Genomic DNA, 2,479 nt, shown 5'->3' with positions numbered 1-2,479 from the left:
CCAGCGGATGCGACAGCGCGCCGACATCGATGCCGCGAGCGCCGGCGATCTTGCCGACTTTCAGCGCCAGGAAATGATTGCCCTGCTTTTCCGCCATCACGGCCAGCAGCGCCAGCTCTCCGGGGCTGCTCAACTGCCCGGCGAGGTCGCGGTAAAGCGTGTCGGCATAGCGCTCATAGCCCGCCTCCTGCAGCCGCCTGATGGCGCTGACAGCTTCGCGATTGGCGAAATTCCGGCGATCAGCGGCGCTCGGCGAGGGATAGGCGATGTTGAGCACCTGCCGGCCGACGCGCTCGCCGGCGAGCTGGCCGTAGAACGTCGTGCCATAGGCGGCGGCGCGGATGAAATGATCCTTCGCATTGCCGGGACCACCGGCTTCGGCTGCACGGCCGAGCCAGTAATAGGCGCGCGACAGCGATATCGGCCCCTGGGTGAGATCGGCGATCCGCCCGAAATGCTTGGCAGCGGAGTTGGGGTCGTTGAGGCCGCGCAGCGCGTACCAGCCGGCATGGAACTCCGCATCCGCCGCATTGGCAGCACTTTCGGCGCCTGCTGCGACGATCCTGTAGGCGGTCTTCATGTCGCCCTGGTCGACCAGTTCGCGCGACAATACTCGACGCTCGGCCCACCAGGCATCCGGATCGACCAGCGCATCGCGATCGCTCGGCGCCTTCATCATCACCGCGGCGGCGTCGGAAAGCTTGTCTTGCTTGCGCAGATATTCGGCCTGCGCGAAGACATAGCCGGCCGAACGTTGCGCGGCGGGCACCGCCTTCAGCAGTTTGGCCGCGTTCTTGTCGCCCCTGGCCGCCGCCGCCCAGGCGTCGGCCAGTTGCTGGGCGCCGGCAAGGCCGGCGACGCGCAGCGCGGAATTGACCCGGTCGGCATAGAACATGCGCTCCATGCGGAAACGGTGGTCGGCTGGGGGGATCAGCTTGCCGAATTCCTGGATGATCGCCGCTTCGTCCTTGGCTTCCAGTTTCTCGGTGCGCCAGAAAGGCGACAGTACCGAGCGCGCCGCCTTGACGTCGCCCCGCGACACATACGATCGGGCGAGGATCACCACGCCCTCGACTGTTTGCGGCTGGCTGCCGCCGAATGCCTGCACCACGATCTCAGGCGCGGGATTCTCGCGATAGAGCGCGCGCTCGCTATTCTTGCGCAAGGCGATCATGCCCGGCCAGTTAGGCAGTATCTTCGCAGCATCGGCGATGTCGCCGCTTGGCACCTTGTCGCCGCCATAGAGCGCGATCGCCCAGGCAAGGATGTGCTGGTCGAGCGAATTGACCGGCAGAGCCTCGCGCACTTGACGCGCTCCGGCAATGTCGTTTGCCGCCAGCGCGTCGAGGCCGCTCTTCAGCCTGGCGACGCTGGCGGATGGGGATCTCGTATCCTGCAGGCCCGTACCCTGCAGGTGTGGCATCGGAATGGCCGACGTGACCTGCACATCGACGTTGCCGACGGCCACACCGCTCGGCGCCAGCAGAAGAATTGCGCCAAGCAGCGCAAAAAAATAAGGCTGCCTGGTCGGCATGGTCTTCATCATTTTCTGTCTTACACATTACCAACAGGCACACAGATCAACTGAAGCCTAGTTGGCTGCTATGAAGAGGCCGTAAACAAAGCGCTACCAAGGTCGTTCAAATTGCGCTTGCTGGCACTACTGCCATGCTTGCCGCGCAACGGTGTCGAGACTATGGTGCGCCGCTTCGCTTTCGGCTAGAAGGCGCGCACGACAAAACACCTGCAGCGCCGCGCGTCTTCTCGGACGCGCAACGGACGCTGCAGCACTTTAAATTTTGGCGCATGATCTTTCCGAAATCGGCTCCGATTTTCGGGGTCATGCGCTAGTCCCAAGGAGTTGGACGACATGCTGAGAGGCTCGCTTACCGCGCTCGTGACACCGTTCGAAAAGAGCGGCCGTTTCGACGAGAAAGCCTTTCGCGCCCTCATTGCCTGGCAGATCGCCGAAGGCACGACCGGTCTGGTTCCGGTCGGAACGACAGGCGAGTCGCCGACGCTGTCGCATGACGAGCACCGCCATGTCGTCAAGGTGTGCATCGAGGTGGCCAAGGGCCGCGCTCCGGTCGTCGCCGGCGCCGGCTCCAACAACACCGAGGAGGCTGTGGGACTGGTGCAGTATGCCGAGAAGGCGGGCGCCGACGCGGCACTCGTCGTCACGCCTTATTATAACAGGCCGACGCAGCGCGGCCTATATGAACATTTCGCCGCCGTCGCCAGGGCGACCAGCCTGCCGATCATCATCTACAACATCCCGCCGCGCTCGGTAATCGACATGATGCCCGAGACGATGGGCCGGTTGGCTCACGACTTCAAGAATATCGTCGGCGTCAAGGATGCCACCGGCAAGGTCGAGCGGGTTTCCGAGCAGCGGGCGACCTGCGGCAAGGATTTCATCCAGCTTTCCGGCGAGGATGCCTCGGCGCTCGGCTTCAACGCCCATGGCGGCGTCGGTTGC

The 2,479-nt window shown here is 64.1% G+C and carries 2 protein-coding genes; one reads left to right on the top strand and one right to left on the bottom strand.

Features of this window, described 5'->3' with window-relative positions; genetic code table 11:
• A partial coding sequence (locus tag E5W87_RS15305; RefSeq protein WP_292398747.1) for a lytic transglycosylase domain-containing protein occupies positions 1 to 1,534 on the bottom strand: 1,534 nt, incomplete at its 3' end.
• A 336-nt stretch (positions 1,535 to 1,870) separates the two neighbouring features.
• On the opposite strand from E5W87_RS15305, the gene dapA reads away from it, so the two are divergent.
• A partial coding sequence (gene dapA, locus E5W87_RS15300) for a 4-hydroxy-tetrahydrodipicolinate synthase (RefSeq protein ID WP_292398728.1) occupies positions 1,871 to 2,479 on the top strand: 609 nt, incomplete at its 3' end.

The organism is Mesorhizobium sp. (genome assembly GCF_004962925.1).
GTDB lineage: Bacteria > Pseudomonadota > Alphaproteobacteria > Rhizobiales > Rhizobiaceae > Mesorhizobium.
This window is presented reverse-complemented; position numbering and strand designations above follow the sequence as displayed.